The sequence below is a fragment of the Bradyrhizobium sp. 170 genome (assembly GCF_023101085.1).
Taxonomy (GTDB): Bacteria; Pseudomonadota; Alphaproteobacteria; order Rhizobiales; family Xanthobacteraceae; genus Bradyrhizobium.
The window spans coordinates 3256192-3275099 of the sequence record NZ_CP064703.1 but is presented as its reverse complement, the minus strand read 5'-3'; the positions used below and the strand labels follow the sequence as shown (position 1 = coordinate 3275099).

16 protein-coding genes are annotated in these 18908 nt (G+C 62.9%); 3 read left to right on the top strand and 13 right to left on the bottom strand.

Annotated features, from left to right (window positions below):
- Window positions 1-5: 5 nt before the first annotated feature.
- From IVB05_RS15220 to IVB05_RS15210, 3 genes are all read right to left on the bottom strand, one after another.
- Complete coding sequence (locus tag IVB05_RS15220; RefSeq protein ID WP_247785161.1) at window positions 6-3101, bottom strand: MexW/MexI family multidrug efflux RND transporter permease subunit; 3096 nt, start codon at window positions 3099-3101, stop codon at window positions 6-8.
- 115 nt (window positions 3102-3216) lie between these two features.
- A complete protein-coding gene (locus IVB05_RS15215) occupies window positions 3217-4410 on the bottom strand; it encodes an efflux RND transporter periplasmic adaptor subunit (RefSeq protein ID WP_247785160.1) in 1194 nt (397 codons plus the stop codon).
- A gap of 1 nt (window position 4411) precedes the next feature.
- Window positions 4412-5113, bottom strand: coding sequence for a TetR/AcrR family transcriptional regulator (locus IVB05_RS15210; protein WP_247785159.1), 702 nt, complete (start codon window positions 5111-5113; stop codon window positions 4412-4414).
- A gap of 306 nt (window positions 5114-5419) precedes the next feature.
- Between IVB05_RS15210 and IVB05_RS15205 the strand changes: the two genes are divergently transcribed.
- The 3 genes from IVB05_RS15205 to IVB05_RS15195 all read left to right on the top strand — a co-directional run bounded on the left by IVB05_RS15205 (window position 5420) and on the right by IVB05_RS15195 (window position 9088).
- Complete coding sequence (locus IVB05_RS15205; protein ID WP_247785158.1) at window positions 5420-6640, top strand: cytochrome P450; 1221 nt, start codon at window positions 5420-5422, stop codon at window positions 6638-6640.
- A 125-nt stretch (window positions 6641-6765) separates the two neighbouring features.
- Entirely contained in the window at window positions 6766-8577 is a 1812-nt protein-coding gene (locus IVB05_RS15200) for a Spy/CpxP family protein refolding chaperone (protein WP_247785157.1), read from the top strand.
- Window positions 8578-8620: 43 nt separating this feature from the next.
- Window positions 8621-9088: a c-type cytochrome gene (locus IVB05_RS15195; protein ID WP_346771858.1), complete on the top strand. Its 468-nt coding sequence runs from the start codon at window positions 8621-8623 to the stop codon at window positions 9086-9088.
- A 76-nt stretch (window positions 9089-9164) separates the two neighbouring features.
- Here IVB05_RS15195 and IVB05_RS15190 read toward each other — a convergent pair whose 3' ends face one another.
- The 10 genes from IVB05_RS15190 to IVB05_RS15145 form a co-directional block, all read right to left on the bottom strand.
- On the bottom strand, window positions 9165-9545 hold the full coding sequence (locus tag IVB05_RS15190; RefSeq protein ID WP_247785156.1) for a hypothetical protein: 381 nt from the start codon (window positions 9543-9545) through the stop codon (window positions 9165-9167).
- 198 nt (window positions 9546-9743) lie between these two features.
- Entirely contained in the window at window positions 9744-10034 is a 291-nt protein-coding gene (locus IVB05_RS15185) for a hypothetical protein (protein WP_247785155.1), read from the bottom strand.
- Window positions 10035-10268: 234 nt separating this feature from the next.
- Window positions 10269-11132, bottom strand: a complete 864-nt coding sequence (locus IVB05_RS15180; RefSeq protein WP_247785154.1) for a sugar phosphate isomerase/epimerase family protein — start codon at window positions 11130-11132, stop codon at window positions 10269-10271.
- Entirely contained in the window at window positions 11132-12325 is a 1194-nt protein-coding gene (locus IVB05_RS15175) for a dihydrodipicolinate synthase family protein (RefSeq protein WP_247785153.1), read from the bottom strand. The genes IVB05_RS15180 and IVB05_RS15175 overlap by 1 nt, the downstream gene beginning before the upstream one ends.
- 12 nt (window positions 12326-12337) lie before the next feature.
- Window positions 12338-13489 carry a Gfo/Idh/MocA family oxidoreductase gene (locus IVB05_RS15170; protein WP_247785152.1) on the bottom strand — a complete coding sequence of 384 codons (1152 nt, stop codon included), beginning with the start codon at window positions 13487-13489 and terminating at the stop codon, window positions 12338-12340.
- Complete coding sequence (locus IVB05_RS15165; protein ID WP_247785151.1) at window positions 13486-14889, bottom strand: hypothetical protein; 1404 nt, start codon at window positions 14887-14889, stop codon at window positions 13486-13488. Before IVB05_RS15165 ends, IVB05_RS15170 begins: the two co-directional genes overlap by 4 nt.
- Window positions 14890-14900: 11 nt before the next feature.
- Complete coding sequence (locus IVB05_RS15160; RefSeq protein WP_247785150.1) at window positions 14901-15749, bottom strand: ABC transporter ATP-binding protein; 849 nt, start codon at window positions 15747-15749, stop codon at window positions 14901-14903.
- A gap of 175 nt (window positions 15750-15924) precedes the next feature.
- On the bottom strand, window positions 15925-16923 hold the full coding sequence (locus tag IVB05_RS15155) for an ABC transporter substrate-binding protein (RefSeq protein WP_247785149.1): 999 nt from the start codon (window positions 16921-16923) through the stop codon (window positions 15925-15927).
- A gap of 158 nt (window positions 16924-17081) precedes the next feature.
- A complete protein-coding gene (locus IVB05_RS15150; RefSeq protein WP_247785148.1) occupies window positions 17082-17891 on the bottom strand; it encodes an ABC transporter permease in 810 nt (269 codons plus the stop codon).
- A gap of 236 nt (window positions 17892-18127) precedes the next feature.
- Complete coding sequence (locus IVB05_RS15145; RefSeq protein WP_247785147.1) at window positions 18128-18835, bottom strand: TetR/AcrR family transcriptional regulator; 708 nt, start codon at window positions 18833-18835, stop codon at window positions 18128-18130.
- Window positions 18836-18908: the final 73 nt, after the last annotated feature.

Below are 18908 nucleotides of genomic sequence, written 5' to 3'. Positions count from 1 at the left end.
AACGCTCAGGTCGGCTTGAGCGCCGTCCTCCCGAGATCGAAATCGGCAATCTCCCTGTTCCGCTGCGAGTCGGACTTGGCTTGGTGATCGGTGGCCAGCCAGACATAGACCGCCGGCAGCACGAACAGCGTGAACAGCGTGCCGATCGACATGCCGGAGACCACGACGAGACCGATCGAGAAGCGGCTGGCCGCGCCCGCGCCGGTTGCCGTCAGCAGCGGGATCAGGCCGGTGACCATCGCCGCCGTCGTCATCAGGATCGGACGCAGCCGGATGCGGGCCGCCATCTCGATCGCCGAACGCTTGTCGAGACCTTCCTTGAGCTGCAGCTCGTTGGCGAACTCGACCATCAGGATGCCGTGCTTGGTGATGAGGCCGACCAGCGTCAGCAATCCGACCTGGGTGTAGATGTTGATGGTCGCCACGCCGAAGAACAGCGGGATCAGCGCGCCGACGATCGCCATGGGAACGCTGATCATGATCACCAGCGGATCCCAGAGGCTTTCGAACTGCGCCGCCAGCACCAGGAAGATGATGATCAGTGCGAAGCCGAAGGTGATCGCGAGCTGGTTGCCTTCCTGCACATATTGGCGGGAGTCGGCCAGATAGTCGTGACCGAAGCCGGCGGGCAACTTTTTCGCTTCGCTCTCCAGGAAGTCCACTGCCTGCCCGACCGTCACGCCCGGCATCGGCACCGCCTGGAAGGTCGCGGAATTGAGCTGGTTGTAATGCGTCAGCGCATTCGGATCAGTGCCGGTCTCGATCGACACGATGGTCGACAGCGGCACAAGTTGCCCGGTGCTGGTCGGGACATAGTAACCGCCAAGCGATTCCGGCGACAGCCGCATGCCGCGGGGCACCTGCGGGATCACCTGATAGGACCGTCCCTCGAGGTTGAAGCGGTTGACGTAATTGCCGCCCAGGAGCGTCTGCAGCGTGGCGCCGACCTGCGCCATGTTGATGCCGAGATCGCTGGCCTTGGAACGGTCAATGGAGACGCGCACCACCGGCTGATTGAAATCGAGGTCAGAGTCGGACACGATGAACAAGCCGCTCTTGCGTGCGGCATCTTTCAGCTTGTTCATCTCCTCATAGACAGCCTGGAAGCCGGAGGTCGAATTGATCACCATCTGTATCGGCAGACCGCCCGGTCCGCCCGGAAGCGGCGGCAGGTTGAACGCAAACGCCTGAACACCTTCGATCTTGCTCAGCTCGGCCTGTACCAGCGGCTTCAACTGGATCGAGGAACGCTTACGCTCGTCCCATGGCTTGAGCAGCATGCCGGCGATGCCGCCCTGCGGGCCGGTGATGCCGTTGAGGACGAAGCGGAGATCGGTCTCGGGGAACTTCTCAAACGCCTTATCGAGCTTTTCGCCGTAAAAATCGACATAGTCGATGTTGGCGTATTTCGGCGCCTTGGTCACCGAGAACACGATACCCTGATCCTCTTCGGGCGCCAGCTCCTTGGAGGTGTTCATGTAGAGGAATCCCACCAGACCGAGGATCGTCAGTGCGAACACACCGGTGATCGGACGATAGTCGAGCGAGCGGTCGAGCTGGCGGCCGTACCAGCGCGTCATCGCACCGAACACCCGGTTGACCAGCCTGGCGAACCGCCCCTCGTCCGCGCTCTTCAAAAGAACCGAGCACATCATCGGCGACAGCGTCAGCGCGATCACGCCGGATACGATCACCGAGCCCGCGAGCGTGAAGGCGAATTCGCGGAACAGCGAACCGGTCAGGCCGCCGAGGAAACCGATCGGCGCGTACACGGCCGCCAGCGTGATCGTCATCGAAATCACGGGACCGACGATTTCGCGCGCGCCCTGCAGCGACGCCTGCACCGGGGTTTTTCCTTCCTCCAGATGTCGATGGATGTTCTCGACCACCACGATGGCGTCGTCGACCACGAGCCCGATCGCCAGCACCATCGCCAGCAGCGTCAACAGGTTGAAGCTGAAGCCCATCGCCAGCATCAGGCTGCAGACGCCGATCAGCGACAGCGGAATCGTAACCACGGGAATGATGACCGAGCGGAACGAGGCCAGGAACAGGAAGATCACGACCACGACGATCAGCACCGCCTCGATCAGCGTATTCTTCACCTCGTCGATCGATGACTGAATGAACTTGGTGGAATCATAAGCCACCTTCATCTTCATCGACGGCGGCAGGTTGCGTTCGAGCTCCGGAAACAGCGCACGCACCCCCTTGACCAGCGTCAGCGGGTTGCCTTGCGGGGTCGCCTGCACGCCGATGAAGATCGCGCGCTCGCCGCTGAACGCGACGCTGGCGTCCGAGCTTTGGGCGGCAAGTTCGACGGTGGCGATATCCTCGATCCGCACGAAGCCGCCGTCCTTGGACTTGACGATCATCTTCTTGAATTGATCGAGGTTGCGCAGATCGGTGTTGGTCTGAACGTTCGAGACGATGAAGTAGCCCTTGGCCTGACCGGCCGCAGCCTGGAAGTTGTTGGCGGCAATCGCCGCCGAGACGTCGCTTGGCGACACGCCGCGCCCCGCCATCCGCACCGGATCGAGCCACAATCGCATCGCAAATGTTTGCCCGCCGAGAATATCGGCCGACGCCACGCCGTCGACCGTCGACAGCACCGGCTGCACCACGCGCGTCAGGTAATCCGAAATCGCCGACCCCGAGAGTTCATCGCTCGAGAACCCGAGATACATCACCGCCGTGGTCTGACCGGTCGTCTTAACCACGATCGGGTCGTTCGATTCCTTCGGGATCAGATATTTGACCGAATTCACCTTGGCGAGAACTTCGGTCAGCGCCTGGTTCGGATCGAAATTCAGCTTGACGTAAACCTGGATCGTGCTGGTGCCCTGCACCGACGACGAGGTGATGTAGTCGACACCCTCGGCGGAGGCGACCGCTTGCTCGATCGGCGTGGTGATGAAGCCCTGGATCAAATTGGCCGACGCGCCCGGGTAGACGGTGGTGATCGTGACCACCGTGTTCGACAGCTTCGGATATTGCCGGATCGGCAATACGCTCGCGGCTCTGAGACCAATCAGCAGGATCAGCAGGCTGACGACGACCGACAGGATCGGACGCTTGATGAAAATATCGGTTAAGGCCATCGCAGATTTATCCCGCTGAGTTCAGCATTTCGGGCGCGGTCTCATCGCAGTACCGCCGCCCGCCTTTTCGCCAGCGCGGCCCGCGGGCCGCGCGATCGTCAGTTGTTAGCGCGCGCTAGTAGCGCGGCGGCTTCGCCGGAATCGGCGGCACCGGATCGTTCGAGACCGTCACCGCCGCCCCCGATTGCAGCTTGAGCTGCCCCACGGACACCACGCGGTCGCCGTCCTTCAAACCCTTCAGGATTTCGGCGCGTCCCTCGAGGCGCTTGCCGGTCTGCACGAAGGTCCGCGTCACCGTGAGGCTGGTCTTGCCGTCCTCTTCCTTCTTCTCGCTGAGGAGGTAGACCGAGTCGCCATAGAGCGTGTAGTCGACCGCGGTTTCGGGCACGGTGACGACCGGCGGCTTGTCCGGCAGCACCACGGTGGTGGTGGTGAACATGCCCGGCTTGAGGATGCGATCCGGATTCTGGATCGTCGCCTGCACACGGATGTTGCGCGTCTCGGTCGCGATCTGCGGCTCGATGGTGGTGATCTTGCCCTCGAAGGTGCGGCCCGGATAGGCATCGACCGCGATACGAACGATCTGGCCGACCTTGAGCTGGCCGGAATCCTTTTCCGTCACGGTGAAGTTGGCAAACAGCACCGACAGGTCGGTCAGCGAGACGATCTGCGTGCCGGCGGTGAGATACTGTCCGACCTCGACCCTGCGAACGCCGAGTTCGCCATCGAACGGCGCACGCACCAGCTTCTGCGAGATGATGGCTTCCGTCTTGGCGATGCTGGCGCTGGCCTGATCGAACGCGGCCTGCGCGGTATCCACGGTCGCCTGCGGTCCGACCTGCCGCTCCGCCAGTTGCTTGGCGCGATCCAGCGAGATCTGCGCCACCCGCTGCTGAGCCTTGAAGTTGGCGAGGTCGCCCTGCTCAGGGCCGTCGAACATTTGCAGCAGCGGCGTACCCGCCTTCACGCTGGCGCCAGCGGTGAACTGGATGTCGGTGATGCGGCCGTTGACATCCGAGGTCACGTTGACCTGATGCACAGCAGCGAGATCGCCGACTGCCGTCAGGAGATTCGGAATGGTTTCGGACTTCGCCGTGGCAATGTTCACGCTGGTCGGCGGCGGCTTGTTGTTCGCGAAGAACTGCGCGATCATCTTGCCGCGGAAGTAGTTGAACCAGACGAGACCGCCAACCAGCAAGGCCAGCAGCAACCCCACGACGATGAACCAGCGCACCAGCCGGACCGGCCGCTTGTGCGGCTTGTCGGTAATCGGCTTGCCCGAAATTTTGGGTTCAGTCACGATATTCATGTCATGCACTTTCTGCAGTTACCGATTGTCCCGAATTCGGTGACAGCTCGCCGTCCAGATGTGAAGCAATTGCGGCTTCGGTAAGTCCGATGCCGCGCAGGACGAATTGAGAGAGCTGCCGCTCCAGATCGGCGGCGTTGCCGTAGGAAAGACAGGGTACGGCGGGAAGCCGCGAGAGCGCCGCCATCAGCACGGTGTGGTGGGCGAACCAGAACAGGTTGAGCGGATCGCTGCCGATCCGCACCGCGTCGCCGGCCGCTACAGCGCTTTCGATCGATGCGGAGAACACCGGCCCGATCAGGCCGCCGATCTTGTCGTAGAGCAGACGCGCGAACTCGCCATCGTCGAGATGGCTCGTCGTCATCAGCCGCAGCCGCTGCGCTTCCTCCTGATCCGACCCGTCGGATACTTCCATGAAATGGCCAACCATGCCCTTGACCAGTTCGACCAGTGTGGCAGTTGAAGGCTCCTGACCGAGCAGGTGCGCGAAATCCGGATCGGCCTCGCACTCCTCCGCGAGGATCTCGGCATAGAGCGCGGCCTTGGAGGGGAAGTGTTTGAACAACAGCCCTTCCGAAATAGCCGCGGCCGCCGCCACGCTCTTGGTCGTGGTGCCGGCAAAGCCGTTGCGGGCGAAGCATCGCTTCGCGGCGCTCAAGATCAATTGCCGCCGCAAGTCACTGGTCATGCGCAGGGTAGACATGGGGGCGTGAGTAATCACTCACCTTAACGAAGTCAAGGATCTATTGCAGCGCACCAAACGAATTCTGTCGCGGGGTGACGTCAAAGACACAGCTTCATCGCCTTGTTAGAGCACCATTTTTCCGGAAATCGGGCCGCTCGCCTTGCCGGCTTATCCCGGATCGGCCGCAACCCGAACGCGCCGCCGATGGCGCAGGCCTGGACGCTGCGCGCCGGCTTGACGCCTTGGATACGGCATTTAAGATAGTTGCAAGTGCGACTAATTAGATGGTCGCTTACTTAATCTTCCCAGAGAGTATGGCGGGCCATGAATTTGGATGCGCGCGAACTGGCGGCCACCTTCGACCTCGAAAAGCTGACGCCGGAGTTCTATGCCAACCCCTACCCGACCTATCGCGCGCTGCGCGAGACCGATCCGGTCAAGCGGCTGCCGAACGGCTCGTATTTCCTGACCCGCTACGACGACCTGGTCGCAGCCTACAAGAACACCAAGGCCTTCTCTTCGGACAAGAAGAAGGAGTTCTCACCGAAGTACGGTGCTTCCCTGCTCTACGAGCACCACACCACGAGCCTCGTCTTCAACGATCCTCCCGCCCATACCCGCGTCCGCCGCCTGATCATGGGTGCGCTCTCGCCGCGCGCAATCGCCGGCATGGAGCCCGACCTGATCCGGCTGGTCGAGCGCCTCCTCGACGCCATCGCCGTCAAGGGCAAGGTGGACCTGATCGACGATTTCGCCGCCGCGATCCCGATCGAGGTGATCGGCAACCTGCTCGACGTTCCCGAGGACGAGCGCGAGCCCTTGCGCGACTGGTCGCTGGCCATCCTTGGCGCGCTGGAGCCGGTGATCGGCCCGGACGTCTTTGCCCGCGGCAACAAGGCGGTGCAGGACTTCCTGTCGTACCTCGAAGGGCTGGTGGCCCGGCGGCGGGCGAAGCCCGGCAATCCCGACCGAGACGTGCTGACGCGGCTCATTCAGGGCGAAGACAATGGCGAGCGGCTGACCGAAAAGGAGCTGCTGCACAACTGCATCTTCCTGCTCAATGCCGGCCACGAGACCACCACCAACCTGATCGGCAACGGGCTGGTGGCGCTGTCGAACCATGCAAGCGAGAAACGGCGATTGATCGAAGACCCTTCGCTGATCAAGACTGCGGTCGAGGAAATGCTGCGGTTCGAGAGCTCCAACCAGCTCGGCAACCGCATGACCGTCGAGCCGTTTGAGCTCGGCGGCGTCGCGTTGCCCGCAGGCACGCCGGTGACGTTGTGCATCGGCGCCGCCAACCGCGACCCCGCGCAGTTCGCCGATCCCGAACGTTTCGATATCGGCCGTACGCCAAACCGGCATCTGGCCTTCGGCACCGGCGCGCATCAATGCGCCGGCATGGCGCTGGCGCGGCTCGAGGGCGCGATAGCGATCTCGCATTTCCTCGCGCGCTTTCCGGATTATGCGCTCGCCGGCGCGCCGGTTCGCGGCGGCCGCGTGCGCTTCCGCGGATTTTTGCACGTGCCCTGCAAGATCAGTTAGGGCTGTGACGAATTGCAGCAGTCCGCATCGCAAAATACGAAAACGCAAGTCATAGAGCCAAGCGAACGATTTTGGCGTTTGCGCGTTGATACTTCCGGGCGGCGAAGCACGAGGGAGTTGAGATCATGCTTCCGCGCCCGGTTCGCGTTGCCGCGTTTTTTCTTGGTGTGTCCGCGATCGCGGTGAGCACCGGCTCTTTCGCCCAAGACCGAGGCCGCCCAGGGGGCGGGGCCGCGCCAGCAGCCCCAGCAGCACCACCTGCCATGGCCCGCCCAGCAGCACCACCTGCAATGGCCCGTCCAGCGGCGCCTCCGGCCATGGCGCGACCCGCCGCACCGGCGTTCCGTGCAGCTCCCCCACCGCAGCGTCCAGCCATGGCCCCGCAGGCGCCGCCGCGTATCGCCGCTCCGCCGCGACCGGCCGCACCGCACGTTGCAGGGCCGCGACCCGAGATGCATCGTGCCGCGCCGCCGCAACGACCGGCGATGACAAGACACCCCGAGCCGCGCATCGCCGCACCATCGCGGCCGGGCCCGTCGCCCGCTGTGGGCGCGGGAACGTCGCGAAAGGAGCAGATCGAAACGCGTGCGCAGCAGCGTGAGCAGCGCGTCCAGCAGCGGCAGCAAATGGTGCAGGAGCGACAGCGCGATATGCTGTCGCGCCAAAGCACCGAGCGGCAGAGCCGCATCGACCGCATGCAGCAGCGCGTGCAGCAATTGCAGACGCAAAAGCCGGAAGGTCTCCGGGCGCAACGCGCGCAGGAAAGAGTGTTGCAAACACAGAACCGCCTGCTCCAGCGCGAGCAGCGCTTGCAGCAAAGCGATCAGGCGCGCCTGCAGCGGCTAGCACCCACGCCTTCGGCTGAACGAACTGCCGCTATGCAGGCTGCGACTCGCGGGCGGTTTGCCGCGCAGTTCCGCAGCAATGATTCCCTGCAAGCCCGAACCGCGCTCACGGCCCGGGAGAACGGCTGGGCTCCCCGCCATGCCTGGCGGCGCGGCCATCGCGCAGCGTTTGTGGCCTGGCTCGGCCCGGTCTTCTGGCCCTATGCCTATTCCGACATCTTCAACTACACCTTCTGGCCCTACGCCTACGACCCCGGCTATTGGGCCTACGCTTACGACGACTTCGTCGACACGGTATTTTGGGGGACGGACAGCCCGTATTCCGCTTACGCTAGATATCCGGAACCTGGCGCTGCGATCACCGATTATCGAGCGCGCGGACGCGCAAGCGTCAGCCCACAGACTCTCCGGCAATTGTGCCAAGGCCCGGATAAGGGCGTGACCGCCTGGCCGATCGAGGAGATCGCGCGGGCAGTACAGCCGAGGCCCGAGCAGCGCGCCCTGCTTGATGAATTGAAGGCCGCCGCGGCAAAGGCGGCCGACCTGTTCAGCTGCGCCGATTCCTATGCGATGACGCCACCCGGTCGCTTGCGGGCGATGACGAACCGCGTCAGCGCAACGCTCGACGCGGTAAGGATCGTGCGTCCGGCACTTGAGCAGTTTTATAATTCGCTGAACGACGAGCAAAAAGCGCGTTTCAACGCGCTCGGCCCGAACGTCGGCGAGCGTGCGCAACAGCCGCCGCAGCAGGAAGCGAGTGCCCAGGCCGAGGCTTGCGGCGAGCCGAAGTCCAGCCTCACGCAACTACCGATCGATCGGATCGAGGCCGTGATACATCCGGCGGGCAAGCAAAAGGAAGCGCTCGACCGCTTGAGCCAGGCGACGAAGAATGCGGTTGAACGGTTACAGGCCGCCTGCCCCGACGACGTACCGCTCACACCGCTAGGACGGCTGGAGGCCATGGAAAAGCGGCTCGAGGCCATGCTGCAGGCAGCCGCGCTGGTGCAGCCGGCATTGGATGAGTTCTATGCCGCGCTGAGCAACGAGCAGAAGGCGCGCTTCAATACGCTGCCACAGACCGCAAGCCCCTGACCGAAACTCTGGCCCCAATCCTTTATCTTGACGAGGTGATCGAATGAGCCAATGGCACTTCAGCACGCTTTTCGCTTGGCCAACGTCCAGCCGGCGAGACACACATTTGCGGTACCGTAGCCGGATGTTCTTGATAAGCGCGTTGAGCGCAATAGCGTTCATGCTTCCATCGCCTTCCGCCCTGCCTCAGGCGTCGCAAGGCGCGGGGGACGCCTCAGGGCAACAGGCGTTCAACAATGCCTGTCGAACATGTCACATGGTGAAAGAGGGCGACAATCGGCTGGGCCCGAACCTCCACAAGATAGTGGGACGGAAAGCAGGGTCGCTGCCGGACTACGGGTTTTCCAGCGCGATGAAGGAGGCAGGCTTCGTCTGGGATGAGGAGAAGCTCGATCGCTTCATTGCAAACCCCGATGAAGTCGTGCCCGGCAACAGCATGAAGCCGTATGGCGGCCTCTCATCGAGCGACGATCGAAAAAAGATCATCGCCTTCCTAGCTCAACCGCGATAACGCAGCCTCAGCCAGTCCGCCCGGCGGTCGTGTTCGCTTCATGCGAGGTCGGTGAGTTTCGACCCACGCAGCAGCGCTAATTGCCGGCGGTGTTGAAGCGAGAGAGATCGCAATCCCGTTCGGCATATCTCACGCGGCGCAGGCCCTCGCGGTCTTCGACCACGGTCGGCCGGCAGCGTTCGTTCCAGGCGGCTTGGGCGGCTTCATCGGCCTTCAGCTCTTCTGCCGTGCGGGGCGCGATCTTCACTGTGCCGCGACTGCCCACGAAGAAATTGGTTTGCTGGCTGGGAAGCAGCGGCGCGCCGGAGGCGATGGCCGCGGCCTTGGCATCCGCAGCAGCCCGCGCCGCGCGAGCGGCCTGGGCGGCGTCCGCGGCGTGGCCGTGGTCCATCGCAAATTGCGCGGACGCGGACGATACCGAAGCGACGACAATCGAGATTGCGATGAAGACGCGCATTGATACTGCCTCTTGAAATGAATGCCGAACGTCAGGAATGCCCGACAAGCATTGAGGCGGCGTAAAGCGGCGTGACTAACCGGGCCGCAATTTGGTCGATAAAGATTTAGCGGTCTTTCCGGCGCGACAAGGCGCCAGAATTCATCGAGCCGGCAGGCCCGGAAATGCGCCTCGCTGGTCGCGAGGAGCGAAAGCGCGTTATTCGCTGCGGCCGAACTCGCAGCCCTTGCGGGCGTAAACCAGGCGGACGACGCCTTCGTCGTCGTAGGTGCGCTTCGGCTTGCAGAACGCTTCCCACTTTTCGATGCTGGCGCGCTTTGCCTTTTCGTCTTCCTGATCCTGCGCCGCGTTGCGCGGCGGATCGTCCAGGTAGGACGTCGTGCACATCTGGCCATAGAACTTGCTGTAGGTGCAGCGTTCCACGACCTGCCAGGCCTGCGCCGATGTCGACAGCAGGGTGAGGGTAGCAATTGCGTAAAGGATTTTCATGTTGTCGCTCATCGCTCGCGGAGACGTTCTCCGTGCGGCGTAGCTAGCGCCGGAGTTCGCGGGGGCGCAACGGTAACCCTTTGTTAATCTAAATAGCCGCGCAAAAGGTTAAATCTGGAACCGTGCGCTGTCTCCTGGCGCTACGCTATCAGAAAAGAGAACGCGCGGCAGTTCACATATGAGACAACACCGTCCGCCATTGAGACAGCGAACAGCCGGTTCGATTGAGTGTTGCTAAACGACCGTCCGATGCCGTTTGATGCAAATCTTCAGAACCTCGTCCATCGGCTTTCCCCACCAGTCGTCGGAGAAGATTTCGATCTCGGAATAGCCGGCAAAGCCCTGCGCCTCGACCGCCGATCGCACAGATGGGATGTCGATGACGCCGTCGCCCATCATGCCGCGGTCGTTGAGGAGATCTTTGGTCGGCACCAGCCAGTCGCAGACGTGAAACGCGAGCAGGCGATCTTTTCCCGCGCGCGCGATCTGCGGCATCAATTCCGGATCCCACCAGATGTGATAGACGTCGAGCGCGACACCGAGCGCGCCGGTGCGCTGCGGATCGAGCTGGTCGCAAATGTCCAGCGCCTGCTTCGTCATATTCACGCAGGCACGGTCGGCTGCATAGGCCGGATGCAAGGGCTCGATCGCCAGCGGCATGTTGGCCTGCTTTGCGTATTCCAGCATTTCGGCGATGGCGTCGCGGACCTGCGTCCGCGCGCCCGCAATGTCCTTCGAGGCCGCGCTTCCCGGACGCGAATATTGCGGCAGGCCGCCGACGACCAGCACGATGCAGGGCGCGCCCAGCGCCTTGGCTTCGTCGACGGCGCGTCGATTGTCGTCACGCGCCTCGATGCGGTGCGCCGCATCGGAGGTGAACATGCCGCCGCGGCAATAGCCTGACAATTCAAGCCCGGCGTCGCGTACCGCCCGTACCGCGCGATCGAGGCCGACGGCCGCGACCTGGTCGCGCCAGGGATCGATGGCGCGGATGCCGTGCCGCGCGCAGGCCTCGATGATGGCGACGAGATCGCCCTGCTTGCGGACCGTCGCCGTGTTCAGCGACAGCCAGCGATGATCGGAAGAAAAATCGCGCATCAGGGCTCGATGCCGCGGGTTGCCAGCACCGTCTTCATGCGCCGTGTCGCCATTTCGGGGTTGGAGAGCAGCCCGGCCTTGTCGGCCAAACGGAACTGCTCGGCCAGATGCAGCGTCGAGCGCGTGCTTTCCTGCCCACCCACCATGGTGAAATGATCCTGATGGCCGTTGAGGTAGGCCATGAACACGATGCCGGTCTTGTAGAACCGCGTCGGCGCCCGGAAGATGTGGCGCGACAGCGGCACGGTCGGCCCCAGCACATCGTGGAAGCCGGCCTCATCGCCGGCAGCCAGCCGCGACAGCGCATAGGACGCCGCCGGCGCGATGGCATCGAAGATGCCGAGCAGCGCGTGCGAAAAGCCTTGGTCGTCGCCGGCGATCAGTTCGGCGTAGTTGAAGTCGTCGCCGGTATACATCTTGACGTTCTTGTCCAGCCGCCGGCGCATGTCGATCTCGCGCTGCTTGTCGAGCAGCGAGACTTTTACTCCATCAACCCTGGCCGCGTTGGCGTTGATGATGGCGACCGCCGTATCCATCGCCTTGTCGAGATTTGCCGTGCCCCAGTAGCCCGCGAGCGCCGGATCGAACATGTCGCCGAGCCAATGAATGATCACAGGTTCGCGGACCTGGCCGAGCACGCGGTTATAGACCTTTGCGTAGTCGTCAGCGCTACGGCCAAGTTTTGCAAGTGCGCGCGACGCCATCAGGATGATGCGGCCGCCGGCCTTCTCCACCGCCGCGATCTGTTCCTCATAGGCGCGGATCACGTCGTCGATGGATTTTGCGTCTTCGACCGCAAGGTGGTCGGTGCCGGCTCCGGAAAACACCAGCGCATTGCCGCGCGCCTTGGCCGCCTTCACCGAGCGCTGGATCAGTTCCAGCGAGGTCGGCCAATCCAGGCCCATGCCGCGCTGCGCGGTGTCCATCGCTTCGGCGACGCCGAGGCCGAGATCCCAGACGTGCTCTCGGAACGCTATGGTGCGGTCCCAGTCGATCGCAGCGTTAAGCCAGGGATCGTTATCGGCAAGCGGATCGGCCACCACATGGGCAGCCGAGAAGGCCACGCGGTTGAGCGTACCTTCGAGTTTCGCCGGAAACGTACGCGACGCTGCAAGGCGATAGGTTTCGACCGAACGATCCGCCGTCGGCAGCTTTAGCGACAGCGATGACATCGGCAGGACAGGCTTGTTCATGGTTGGGCCTCCTCACACCTTGATCGGGGCGACGTCGATCCAGCGCCGCTCGCGCCAGCTCTGCAGCGCGCATTCGGCAAGCTGCACGCCCTTGGCGCCTTCCAGCAGCGTGTATTTATAGGGCGCGTCCTCGCAGACGTGGCGGATGAACATCTCCCACTGCTCCTTGAAGCCGTTGTCGTAGACGACGTTTTCCGGAACCCTTTGCCAGTCGGCGTAGAAATCGTGGGTGCGCTTTTCGTCCGGATTCCAGACCGGACGCGGCGTCGCCTGCCGGGCCTGGATCACGCAATCGGTCAGGCCTGCCACCGCGGAGCCGTGGGTGCCGTCGACTTGGAAGGTGACGAGATCGTCGCGGTAGACCCGCGTCACCCAGCTCATGTTGATGTGCGCGATCACACCGCCCTTGAGGCGGAAGGTGGCATAGGCAGAGTCATCGGCGGTCGCCGTGTACTTCTTGCCCTTCTCGTCGAAGCGTTCGGGAATATCCGTCGTGCCGAGGCAAGAGATGCTCTCAACCTCGCCGAAGAGATTATCGAGCACGTAGCGCCAGTGGCAGACCATGTCGAGAATGATGCCGCCGCCATCCTCGCTGCGGTAGTTCCACGACGGCCGCTGCGCTTCCTGCCAGCCGCCCTCGAACACCCAGTAGCCGAACTCGCCGCGCACCGAGAGCATGCGGCCGAAGAAGCCGGAATCGCGCAAGAAAGCGAGCTTCTTCAGGCCCGGCAAAAACAGCTTGTCCTGCACCGTACCGTGCTTGACGCCCCTGGCGTTGGCGAGCTTGAGGACCGCGACCGCCTCTTCCAGGTTGGTCGCGATCGGCTTCTCGCAATAGACGTGCTTGCCGGCATTGATCGCCTTGGTCAGCAGTGACGGTCGCGCCTGCGTGGTGGCGGCGTCGAAGAAGATCGTATCGTTCTTGTCGGCCAGCGCCTTGTCGAGATCGGTCGACCAGCGCTCGACGTTGAAGCGCTTGGCGAGCCGCTCCACCTTGTCCGCGTCGCGGCCGATCAGGATCGGGTCGGGCAGCATGCGGTCGCCGTTCGCAAGCACCACGCCGCCCTGGTCGCGGATCGCGATGATGGAGCGGATCAGATGCTGGTTGAGCCCCATGCGGCCGGTCACGCCGTTCATGATCAGGCCGAGGCGTTTGGTCGTCATACTGCTTTCTCCAGGGGAATTCGTGTTGCCGGCTGCGCCAGCGGCTGCATCGTGGACCAATCCGGATGAACGGATGTGGCGAAACCGGGTGCCGTCAGCGATCCCGTCAGCAGATCGCCGTCGTGGATCGCGAGGCGGATCTTGTCTCCGTCGCGGACATAGAGATCGGGATGCGCCGCAAGGAACGCCTCCGCCTCGGCGGCCGGCGTGTCGCCAAAGCCGTCGACGTAATGATGGCCGTTGCGCTCGGCATGGGTGACCCCGATCAGCGCGCCGAGCGCGAGATCCTGCTGCACCGCCAGTCCCGCCTGACAGGTCAGGTCTTCGCCGGCGATGAAGGATTTTTCACCGTTCGCGCTCCATTTCACCGCGCGCGCCGCGTTGATGACCGACTTGTAGATACCTTTACAGGACTTCGAGGAGATGCCGCGGTAGCCGAGCGCTCGTGCAATCGGGAATGCATCGTAGGAGTCATCGGCCTCGTCGACGATGAAATCGCGCCGCGCCAGCGCGCCGAGCGGCGACTGCCGCGTGATGTCGCGCGGCATCGGCTGCTCGATGTAGAGCAGTTTTGCCGCGATCGGCCGTAGCGCAGCGTCGCGGTCGAGGCGCTCGACGAGTGCGCCCAGGGCAACCAGATCGGCATATTGTTCATTGGCGTCGAGCGTGACGCGGTAGTCATACGGCAGCGTGGCGAGTTCCCTGCCGATCCGGATCAAGCGATCCGCATCATGCGCGGGGTCTCCGTTGAGCTTGAGCTTGAAATAGCGAGCGCTGGCGTTTTCCTTCTGGTCGGCAACGCCGCCGTCGCCTTCGATTCCATCATCCATGCCGACGGTGTGCCGGATCGCGACGCGCTCCAGCCGCTTTCGGCTCGCGAGAAACCGCGCGACATCTTCATCGCCAAGATCGCGCGACAGCCGCGCATCAACGCCCGCGATATTATCGGACATGCCAGCGAAGAAGTTGACCCCGGCGCTGCGCAGCAGTGCATCGAGGATCGCCTTGTCGATTTCGGCCGGTCCGTAAGTCGCAGCGAGCGGTGGAATGTCTTCGCGGGCGCAAGCCTCGATCTGCGCGCCGATACAGGCTGCGTGGAGGCCAAACGCTGTGTCGAAGGTTGAATGGGAAAGATAAATGTCTCGCGCGATCAGCAGCGAGCGCCGCAGTTCCGTCACTGTCTCTTCCGGCGACAGAGGCGGCCGCTTGTCGAACCACTTCGGCACCAGAAATTCGGCGCTGGCCCCTGTCGCCCTGCCCTCGCCTTCCACCTCGATCTCGACGCGCACAAAAGCTTGCGGCGTCGCGTTGATGACGACCGCACCGAACCGGAACGGCCGGGCGAAAGTGACCGGGCGCTCAAGGAACGATATATCGCGTACGGCCAAGCGATACGGCATCGAGCCAGCTTTCAGTCCAGCGCGCTTTGGGTGAAAAAATGCTTGCGGATGCGCTGCACCAGTTCGGTGAAGGCGGGATCGGCCATCGCATCCAGCGAGCGCGGGCGCGGCAGCGGCACGTCGTAGATCGCCGCGATCGCCCCGGGCCGTTCGGTCATGACCAGCACACGGTCGGCGAGGAATACCGCTTCCGGAATCGAATGCGTGATCAGGAGCACGGTCTTGCCGGTCTCGCGCTGGATCCGCATCAGTTCGACATTCATCTTCTCGCGCGTCATGGCGTCGAGCGCGCCGAACGGCTCGTCCATCAGCATGATCTTGGGATCGTGCACCAGCGCCCGGCAGATCGAGGCGCGTTGCTGCATGCCGCCGGAGAGCTGCCAGGGCAGTTTCTTCTCGAAACCTTCGAGGCCAACCAGTTTCAGCAGCGCTTTCGCCCGCGGCAGATATTCGTTGCGCGGCAATTTCTTCATATCGATCGGCAACATCACGTTGGAAAGGATGTTGCGCCAGGGCAGCAGCAGCGCGTTCTGGAACACGATGCCGACATTGCCATGTGGTTTCGTCACCTGCTCGCCTTCGACCAGGATTTCCCCGGTCGACGGCGCCAGCAGCCCGGAGATCATTTTCAGGAGCGTGGACTTGCCGCAACCGGACGGGCCGACCACGACGAAGAACTCGCCCTCATTGATGTGAAAATCCAGCGGCCGCAGCGACGGCACGTCGCCGTCGCGCGAACGATAGGTTTTCGAGACGCCTGATAGCGTGATGCCCGGCGCAGCGCCGCCGGCGCGATCCGACACCAGGCGCAGATGCGCGCCTGGCTGATCGGCGTTGGTTTGTTTGGTCGCGGGATTCATTCAGCTGATTCCATTTGGGAAAGTCTCCCACAGCCCGTCGTCCCTGCGAACGCAGGGACCCATACGCCGTGTCCTTTCGTTCGGACACGGCGGTAGAGACCTTCTGCAACAACTCAGGCCGGTGGCTATGGGTCCCCGCGTGCGCGGGGACGACGATAGAATCTTCAAAGGCCCCTCACGAACCGCCCTGCGGCAGGTAGTCGTTGGTATAAAACGCCTTCGGATTATCCTTGGCCTTGGCATCCAACCCGCCATATTCGACCATCAGATTGACCGTGTCGGTCATGTTCTGGTCGGTCACCTGGAACGGCCGTTTGCCCTTGGTTTCCGCCGTACGATAGAGCGGGATCGTCAGCTCAAAGCCCTGCGTCAGCGTTTCGATCTTGCCGCCCTTCGGGTTGGCGTCGAGGATCGACTGCGCGGCGCCCTTGGCATCCTTCTCGGCGGCTTCGACCGCCTTTGTCGTCGCCGACATGAAGCGCTTGACCAGATCGGCGTTGGCCTTGACGAACTCGGTGTTGGCGACGACGCCCGAGCAGACCATGTTGATGCCGTAGTCGGCGAACTTGATCGCGTTGACGTCCTTGCCGGTGGCGTCCTTGATCTTCATCGACTGATCCATGACGTAGCCGAGCAAGAGGTCAGCCTGGCCGTTGATGACGGCGTTCAGCTTGGTCTGGCCGTCGCCGGCCACCGTCTGGAAGTCGCTTTCCTTCAGGCCGGTCTTCTTCAGGAACAGCGGCCAGATCTGCGTCATGGAATCGGCCGGCGTGATCGCCACCGTCTTGCCCTTGATGTCCTCGGGCTTCTTGATGTTCTTTTCGACAAAGCCCATCGCCGACATCGGGCTGGTCTGCAGCAATACGCCGGTGGCGACGATCGGCGCGCCCTTCACGGCCGCGCGCATCATGGTCGGCACGTCAACGTATCCGAAATTGGCGGTCTTGGCTGCAACAGCCTGCGTGGTCGCCGCCGAACCGCGGCCTTCCTGGATTTCGAGGTCGATGCCCTCGGCGGCATAGATGCCCTTGGCCTTGCCGTAATAGAACGGCGCGTGCTCGCCATAGACGTACCAGTTCAGCATCAGCACGACCTTGTCGGCGGCCGATGCGGGAAGCACTGAAAGCGCGGTCCAGATCAGGGCGGCGGAGATCGCCGCTAACACTCGTATCATGGTCATCCTCCCGTTTTGCTTCGTCATTGCCTGCGACAAACGCGAAGCGTTTGTGCAAGAGAGCGAAGCGAAGCAATCCATTCCTCCACCTGCGGCGCTATGGATTGCTTCGCTGCGCTCGCAATGACGTCCTGTTTGTTGTTTTCGTTCAGCGGTCCTTACGCAGCAAAAATGATGTCCTCGCGCTGGCTGACATGCCAGGGGATCACGAGGCTTTCGATCCGATCGACAATCCAGAACAGGACCACGCCGAGCAGCGCAAGAATCACGAGTGCCGCGAACATCGTCGGCAGATCGAAGGTGCCGATCGAGCGCTGCAGCACATAGCCGATACCGGAATTGGAGCCGACGAACTCGCCGACCACGGCGCCGACCACAGCGAGCGTGATGGAGACCTTCAGCCCGGAGAAGATCGCGGGCATCGCATGCGGCAGGTTGACGGCGCAAAATACGCGGAAGCGGCTGCCCTGCATCGCGCGCGCGAGATCGACCATGTCAGGATCGACCGACTTGAAGCCCTGCACGGCGGACACCACCACCGGGAAGAACCCGAGCAGGAACGCCGAGATCACTTTCGGGATAATGCCGAAGCCGAACCAGACTACGAACAGCGGCGCGATCGCGATCTTCGGCACCGACTGCGAGAACACCAGCAGCGGATAGACATAGCTTTCCACCGTCTTCGATCCCGCGATCAGCATCGCGACGGGAATGCCGAACAGCGCCGACAGCAGGAAGCCGCATATGGTGGCGTAGGTGGTGGGCCAGGCCTGCCGCAGCAGCTCTGGCCAATCGGTCCACAGCACAGCCACGACATCGCCGGGCGCGGGGATCTGGTAGGCCGGAATCTGGAACAGGCGGATGGTGAGGTCCCACATCACCACGATGAAGAGCAGGAATAGAAACGGCCGCACCCACGCCGCGTTCAGCGCTTTCGACAAGCCGCTCTCGCGCTTCAGCTCCGCCACGTCCCGCTCCCTGATGATCGTCTTTTCGGGGAAGAAATTAACCCGTTGGATAAATACTGGCAAGCGGGTTTTCGTGCGGTATTTTGTCGTTCCTGCGGAAGCAGGAACCCATAGCCACCGGCGTCAATTGTGACAGCAGGATCAACGACTAACGTCTAAACCGAGAGGCCGCGGCGTATGGGTCCCTGCGTTCGCAGGGACGACACAGGAGCAGGGACGACACGGGAGAGAGCTAGTCAAACCGGCTGATGTGCCGGTGCGCGCACGCCCTGCCCCACGGCCTTACCAAAATCCGCCGTCGACTTGCCCGTCAGCGCCGCCAGCACCAGCGCCACCATGTGGGCGAGACGTTCGTCCCTCGCCTCCTTCTTCAGGAGGTCGCGGCCGAAGATCACCGAGAGCGTGGCGCTGTTGGAGAGATAGAAGAAGCACAGCGCTGCGATCGAAATGTAGAGCTGGACCGGGTCGACCGCGACGCGAAAATCGCCGCTTACGACGCCACGCGTCACCACGGTGCGGATCATCTCGACGAACGGCGAATGCATCGATTTGACCTTGGTCGAGCGCTTCAGATGGCGCGCCTTGGCGAGATTTTCGGTATTGAGCAGCGCCAGGAATTCCGGGTTGCGGAGGAAATAGTTCCAGGTGAAGTCGATCAGCCGTTCGATCGCCTCGGGCGGATCGAGATGTTCGAGGTCGAGCCCGCGCTCCTCGGAACGGATCTTCTCATAGGCGCCTTCCAGCACCGCAAGGTAGAGATCTTCCTTGTTGCCGACGTGGTAATACAGCATGCGCTTGTTGGCGCCGGCATTGGCCGCGATGCGATCGACGCGGGCGCCGGCCAGGCCATGGGCGGCGAATTCCTGCTTGGCGGCCTCGAGAATGCGGAGCCGCATCCCCTCGGGGTCGCGCTGCCATTTCTGAACGCGTTTTGCCTTTGCCAAATCAGTTGCTCGATAGTTGCACGAAGCAAGCTGTAGCACGCGCGGAAAGCTTTGAGAACGAGCAGGCGCCGCT

Coding starts and splice junctions, on each gene's coding strand:
- IVB05_RS15220 (WP_247785161.1), bottom strand. CDS start 3,101: ATGGCCTTAACCGATATTTTCATCAAGCGTCCGATCCTGTCGGTCGTC.
- IVB05_RS15190 (WP_247785156.1), bottom strand. CDS start 9,545: ATGCGCGTCTTCATCGCAATCTCGATTGTCGTCGCTTCGGTATCGTCC.
- IVB05_RS15205 (WP_247785158.1), top strand. CDS start 5,420: ATGAATTTGGATGCGCGCGAACTGGCGGCCACCTTCGACCTCGAAAAG.
- IVB05_RS15200 (WP_247785157.1), top strand. CDS start 6,766: ATGCTTCCGCGCCCGGTTCGCGTTGCCGCGTTTTTTCTTGGTGTGTCC.
- IVB05_RS15195 (WP_346771858.1), top strand. CDS start 8,621: ATGAGCCAATGGCACTTCAGCACGCTTTTCGCTTGGCCAACGTCCAGC.
- IVB05_RS15180 (WP_247785154.1), bottom strand. CDS start 11,132: ATGCGCGATTTTTCTTCCGATCATCGCTGGCTGTCGCTGAACACGGCG.
- IVB05_RS15155 (WP_247785149.1), bottom strand. CDS start 16,923: ATGATACGAGTGTTAGCGGCGATCTCCGCCGCCCTGATCTGGACCGCG.
- IVB05_RS15170 (WP_247785152.1), bottom strand. CDS start 13,489: ATGACGACCAAACGCCTCGGCCTGATCATGAACGGCGTGACCGGCCGC.
- IVB05_RS15175 (WP_247785153.1), bottom strand. CDS start 12,325: ATGAACAAGCCTGTCCTGCCGATGTCATCGCTGTCGCTAAAGCTGCCG.
- IVB05_RS15215 (WP_247785160.1), bottom strand. CDS start 4,410: ATGAATATCGTGACTGAACCCAAAATTTCGGGCAAGCCGATTACCGAC.
- IVB05_RS15160 (WP_247785150.1), bottom strand. CDS start 15,749: ATGAATCCCGCGACCAAACAAACCAACGCCGATCAGCCAGGCGCGCAT.
- IVB05_RS15210 (WP_247785159.1), bottom strand. CDS start 5,113: ATGTCTACCCTGCGCATGACCAGTGACTTGCGGCGGCAATTGATCTTG.
- IVB05_RS15165 (WP_247785151.1), bottom strand. CDS start 14,889: ATGCCGTATCGCTTGGCCGTACGCGATATATCGTTCCTTGAGCGCCCG.
- IVB05_RS15185 (WP_247785155.1), bottom strand. CDS start 10,034: ATGAAAATCCTTTACGCAATTGCTACCCTCACCCTGCTGTCGACATCG.